Below are 5,667 nucleotides of genomic sequence, written 5' to 3'. Positions count from 1 at the left end.
GCCCGAAACGCCCTGACTGGGAGGCCCCTCATGCCGACACCCGACGTTACTACCACCGAACCGGCGCTGCTCAACATCGACGGCGCGATTGCCACGATCACGCTCAACCGGCCGGCGGCCTTCAACGCGATTGATCTGTCAATCGCAAAGAAGCTCGAGCAGTTTGGCGCTGAAGTCGAGGGCAACAACAATATCCGCGTGCTGGTGATCGAAGGCGCAGGCCGCGCTTTCTGCGCCGGCGGCGATCTGCAAACCATTGGCGCGGCTGTTGACGCCAATGATGTCAACTCGGTCGTCGGCGAGCTGCTCAAGCACTATCACACCTTCATTGCGACGCTTCGGCGGATGCCCAAGCTGGTGCTGGCGAGCGTGCACGGTTCGGCGGCGGGCGCCGGCCTGTCGCTTGCCTTTGTTGCCGACCTCTGCATCGCGGCCGAAGACGCCCGCTTCACGCCTGCCTATGCCAAGATCGGCGTCTCGCCCGACGGCGGCGGCACCGTCGGCCTTGCCGCGAGCGTCGGTCCCCGTCGGGCCCTGCAGATCTTCCTGGCCGAGGACGGTTTTTCGGCGGCGCAGGCTTACGATTGGGGCCTCGTCACGAAGGTCGTTCCGGCGGTCGAGCTGAAAGCCGCGACGCGGGAGTTTGCGCTGAGGCTCGCGCAGAACGCGCCGGCTGGACTTGCCGCGACAAAGGCCCTGATCCACCGCGCGCCAACGACGCCGATCCAGGCGCAACTCGACGCCGAGCGCGATGCCATCATCAACTGCATGCAATCGGACGAATTCCGCATCGCCGTGAAGAAATTCACCAGCAAGTCGAAATAGGTTGGAGTCCTACTCCTTCCCACCAACACGCATGAAATCGAAATCGCAGCCTTCGTCAGCCTGCAGGATGGTTTCGTTGAACAGGTGCGCATAGCCGCGCCTGGCCCAGTCGGGCGTAGCCCGCTGCGGCAGCGCCGCGCGGCGCTTCTGCAGTTCAGCCTCGTCGACCAGAAGATCGATGCGGCGCTTTGCGACGTCGAGCTGGATCATGTCGCCGTTCTTCACGAGCGCGAGCGGACCGCCGACGGCGGATTCAGGCGTGATATGCAGCACGATGGTGCCGAATGCCGTACCGCTCATGCGCGCATCCGAAATCCGCACCATGTCCTTTACACCCGCACGCGCAAGCTTCCTGGGGATCGGCAGATACCCAGCCTCGGGCATTCCGGGCGCGCCCTTGGGCCCGGCGTTGCGCAGCACCAGCACGTCGTCGGCGGTGACATCCAATTCGGGATCATCGACGCGGTGCGTCATATCCTCCACGGATTCGAACACGACCGCGCGCCCGGTATGCTGCAACAGCTTCGGACTGGCCGCTGATTGCTTGATGACCGCACCGCGCGGCGCGAGATTGCCGTGCAGGATCGCCATGGCGCCCTCGGCCTTGATCGGATTCTGGCGCGAGCGGATCGCATCCTGCCCCGGCACCTCCTCGGCCGTCGCGACCACTTCGCGCAGCGTCTGCCCGGTGATGGTCCTCGCATCGAGATCGATGAGATCGCCGAGTTGCGCCATCAGTTTCGGCACGCCGCCGGCGTGGTGGAAATGCTCCATGTAATGCTCGCCCGACGGCTTCAGGTCGACCAGCACCGGCACCTCGCGGCCGAGCTTGTCGAAAGCTTCGAGGTCGATCTTGTATGGCGAGCGATGTGCGATGGCAGTCAGATGGATGAGACCGTTGGTCGAACCGCCGATCGCCTGCATCACGACCTGCGCATTACGGAACGACGCCGGTGTCAGAATCTCGCTCGGCTTCGGCCCCTTGGCCTTTGCCATCGCGGCGGCGACCCTGCCGCTCGCTTCCGCCGAACGGAATCGCTCAGCGTGCGGCGCAGGGATGGTCGCGCTCATCGGCAGCGACAGGCCGAGCGCCTCGGTGACGCAGGCCATGGTGGAGGCGGTGCCCATCACCATGCAGGTGCCGACCGATGGCGCGAGCCGGCCATTGACCGCCTCGATCTCGTTGTCGTCGATCTCGCCGGCGCGATATTTGCTCCACAGCCGCCGGCAATCGGTGCAGGCGCCGAGCACTTCGCCCTTGTGATGGCCGACCACCATCGGCCCGACGGGAATGACGACCGTCGGCAGATCGGCGCTGACGGCGGCCATGATCTGCGCTGGCAGCGTCTTGTCGCAGCCGCCGATGACAACGACCGCATCCATCGGCTGGGCGCGGATCATCTCCTCCGTATCCATCGCCATCAGATTGCGCAGATACATCGAGGTCGGATGCGCAAAGCTTTCCGCGATCGAGATCGTCGGGAACACGAACGGCATCGCGCCTGACAGCATCACGCCGCGCTTCACCGCCTCGAGGATTTGCGGGACGTTACCGTGGCAGGGATTGTAGTCGCTATAGGTGTTGGTGATGCCGACGATCGGACGGTCGAGCGCGTCGTCCGAATAGCCCATCGCCTTGATAAAGGCCTTGCGCAGGAACAGGGAGAACCCGGCGTCGCCATAGCTCGTCAGCCCCTTGCGCAGTCCTTCAGCCATTTCTTCATCCTTTCGTCTTGTTGCGGGCACTAACGGAGTGCGGCGGCCGTTGTCAACGTCGGATGCCTGAGCGCATCACTTCCAGTCGATGACCCGGCTTTTGTCGCCGTCGAACTCCATGCCGCAGAACGCGCCGCCCTGGTAGAAGTCGCCGACGGGATCGGGCGGCAGTTTGGCCTGCTCAGCCATCGCATGTTCCCGGAAATCTTCCGCGCGGCCGGTCGGGCGGTAGCCGAGATCGTAGGCACGGTGATTGTCCCACCAGGCGCGCTCGTTGTAGGAGGCGCCGTAAAAGATCTCGAAATGGATGCCGGGATGCTCGAGCCCGATGCGGCAGAGCTGCACCAGATCCTCCGGCTTCAGCCAGATCGAGAGCCGGCGATGATCGAGCGGTTTGTCACCAAAATTGCCGATTCGCAGGCAGGTCACCTTCAATCCATGCTTGTCGGCATAGAGCGCGCCGACCGCTTCGCCAAACACCTTGCTGACGCCGTAGCGGCTGTCGGGACGTGCCGTCACATCGGTACCGATGCGGTGATGGCGCGGATAGAAGCCGACCGCGTGGTTCGAGGAAGCGAAGATCACGCGCTTCACACCCTTTTTGCGAGCGGCCTCGAACAGATTGTAGCAGCCGATGATGTTGGACTGGAGGATAGAGTCCCAGGGGCCCTCGACCGAATAGCCGCCGAAATGCAGGATGCCGTCGACGCCTTCGCAGATCGCCTCGACCTGTTCGAGATCGGCGAGATCGGCAGCCTTGAACGTTTCGTTTGCGCCGAGATCGGCCGGCGTCTTGAGATCGCTGAGCACGAGGTCGGGATAGATCGGCGGCAGCAGCTTGCGCAGGCTGGTGCCGATACCGCCGGCCGCGCCGGTCATCAGGATGCGTGGCATTTCGTCCCCCGTTTCTTCCCTCGTTGTTTCAGCCGATTTGCGGTCGGTGTCCGACAATGATAGCAAAATGAGGCGCGAGGAAACATCACAACGAGAACAGCAAATGTCCGATACGTATTCCGCCGGCTGGCGTCCGGCGACGTTCTATCCTGATCCCGCGATCCATGCGCTCGATCCGCGCTTCGAGAAATACTGGCTCAAGCTCTCGGCGGTAGAGCGGCTGGCCACCGGCCTGCGCTGGGCCGAGGGCCCGGTCTGGTTCGGTGACGGGCGTTACCTCCTGTGCAGCGATATCCCGAACCAGCGCATCATCAAGTGGGAAGAGGAGACCGGCGCGGTCAGCAATTTCCGTAAGCCCTCCAACTTCGCCAACGGCAACACCCGCGACCGGCAGGGTCGGCTCGTCACCTGCGAGCACGGCGGCCGCCGCGTGGTGCGCACCGAGTATGACGGATCGATCACGGTGTTGACGGACTCCATCAACGGCAAACGGCTGAACTCGCCCAATGACGTTGTCGTGAAGTCCGACGGCTCGATCTGGTTCACCGATCCCACCTTCGGCTTGCTCGGCGATTACGAAGGCTACAAGGCCGAGTCCGAGATCGATGCCAACGTCTACCGGATCGACGGCGAGACCGGCAAAGCGACCATCGTCGCCGAGGGCGTTTTGGGGCCGAACGGTCTGTGCTTCTCGCCGGATGAAAAGATCCTCTACATCGTGGAATCCCGCGGCGTACCGAACCGCAAGATCCTTGCCTATGACGTCGCGCCCAATGGCGACAAGATTGCCAACAAGCGGGTCTTCGTCGATGCCGGCCCGGGCACGCCCGACGGCATGCGTTGCGACATCGACGGCAACCTCTGGTGCGGCTGGGGCATGGGCGATCCCGAACTCGACGGCGTCGTCATCTTCGCGCCCGACGGCGTCATGATCGGCCGTATCGCCTTGCCGGAGCGCTGCGCCAACCTCTGCTTCGGCGGCTTGAAGCGCAACCGCCTGTTCATGGCCGCCAGCCAGTCGATCTATGCGCTTTACGTCAACACGCAAGGCGCGCTCGGCGGGTAGAAACACGGCGCCGGGGCGAAGGCCCCGGCGCCGCAATAGTGTCGTGAAAGGCTTACGCCGCGTTGAAGCCGGCGACGGCCTTCACCTCGAGATATTCTTCGAGACCGAACTTGCCCCATTCGCGGCCGTTGCCGGACTGCTTGTAGCCGCCGAATGGCGCGGTCCGCTCGTTCGGAACGCCCTGCAGGTTGACATTGCCGGCGCGGATCTGGCGGCCGACCTTGCGCGCGCGCTCCACCGTGCCGGCGGAGACGTAGCCGGCAAGACCATAGGGCGTGTCGTTGGCGATGCGCACCGCGTCTTCCTCGTCCTTGGCGCCGATGATGGTCAGCACCGGCCCGAAAATCTCTTCGCGGGCGATCGTCATCTCATTGGTGACGTCGGCGAAGATGGTCGGACGGACGTAGAAGCCCTTGTTGACGCCCTCGGGCAGGCCCGGGCCGCCAGCGACGAGCGTGGCGCCTTCGTCGATGCCCTTCTTGATCAGCGCCTGGATCTTGTCCCACTGGCCGCGGTTGACGACCGGGCCGATGGTGGTGCCGTCGCCGCGGGGATCGCCGGCCTTGGTCTTGTCGGCGACGCCCTTGGCGATCGCGGCCACTTCCTTCATCTTCGACAGCGGCACGATCATCCGCGACGGCGCGTTGCAGGACTGGCCGGAATTGTTGAACATGTGCATCACGCCGCCAGTCACAGCCTTCACGAGGTCGGCGTCGTCGAGGATGACGTTCGGCGACTTGCCGCCGAGCTCCTGGCTGACGCGCTTCACGGTCGGCGCGGCGCGCTTGGCGACATCGACGCCGGCGCGGGTCGAGCCGGTGAACGAGATCATGTCGATATCCGGGTGCTCGCTCATGGCGGCGCCGACTTCGGGGCCGAGACCGTTGAGCAGGTTGAACACGCCCTTCGGCACGCCGGCTTCATCGAGGATTTCGGCGAAGATCAGCGCCGAGGTCGGCGTGAACTCGGACGGCTTCAGGATCATGGTGCAGCCCGCCGCGAGCGCCGGCGCGACCTTGCAGGCGATCTGGTTCAAGGGCCAGTTCCAGGGCGTGATCATGCCGATGACGCCGACCGGCTCGCGGACGATCACGGCGGTGCCCATGGTCTCCTCGAACTCGTACTTCTTGAGCACTTCTAAGGTGTTCATGAGATGGCCGAGGCCG

Annotated in this window: 5 protein-coding genes; 2 read left to right on the top strand and 3 right to left on the bottom strand. The window is 64.3% G+C overall.

What is annotated here, in order from left to right; translation table 11 throughout:
• Nucleotides 1-30 precede the first annotated feature (30 nt).
• A complete protein-coding gene (locus tag CWO89_RS40080) occupies nt 31-825 on the top strand; it encodes an enoyl-CoA hydratase/isomerase family protein (protein WP_165421519.1) in 795 nt (264 codons plus the stop codon).
• 9 nt (nt 826-834) lie between these two features.
• Here the strand turns inward: CWO89_RS40080 and CWO89_RS40075 are convergent, their stop codons facing one another.
• Nucleotides 835-2,541, bottom strand: coding sequence for an IlvD/Edd family dehydratase (locus CWO89_RS40075; protein ID WP_130583792.1), 1,707 nt, complete (start codon nt 2,539-2,541; stop codon nt 835-837).
• A gap of 75 nt (nt 2,542-2,616) precedes the next feature.
• On the bottom strand, nt 2,617-3,435 hold the full coding sequence (locus CWO89_RS40070; RefSeq protein ID WP_130583791.1) for an NAD-dependent epimerase/dehydratase family protein: 819 nt from the start codon (nt 3,433-3,435) through the stop codon (nt 2,617-2,619).
• 103 nt (nt 3,436-3,538) lie between these two features.
• Here CWO89_RS40070 and CWO89_RS40065 point away from each other — a divergent pair, with 103 nt between their 5' ends.
• Entirely contained in the window at nt 3,539-4,501 is a 963-nt protein-coding gene (locus tag CWO89_RS40065) for an SMP-30/gluconolactonase/LRE family protein (protein WP_130583790.1), read from the top strand.
• A 52-nt stretch (nt 4,502-4,553) separates the two neighbouring features.
• Here CWO89_RS40065 and CWO89_RS40060 read toward each other — a convergent pair.
• Nucleotides 4,554-5,667 (bottom strand): aldehyde dehydrogenase family protein (locus CWO89_RS40060; RefSeq protein WP_130583789.1); only part of this gene is annotated, 1,114 nt, incomplete at its 5' end.

The sequence above is a fragment of the Bradyrhizobium sp. Leo170 genome (assembly GCF_004296405.1).
Classification (GTDB): Bacteria; Pseudomonadota; Alphaproteobacteria; order Rhizobiales; family Xanthobacteraceae; genus Bradyrhizobium.
The sequence above is the reverse complement of the archived record's forward strand: the minus strand, read 5'-3'. Positions and strand labels throughout refer to the sequence as shown.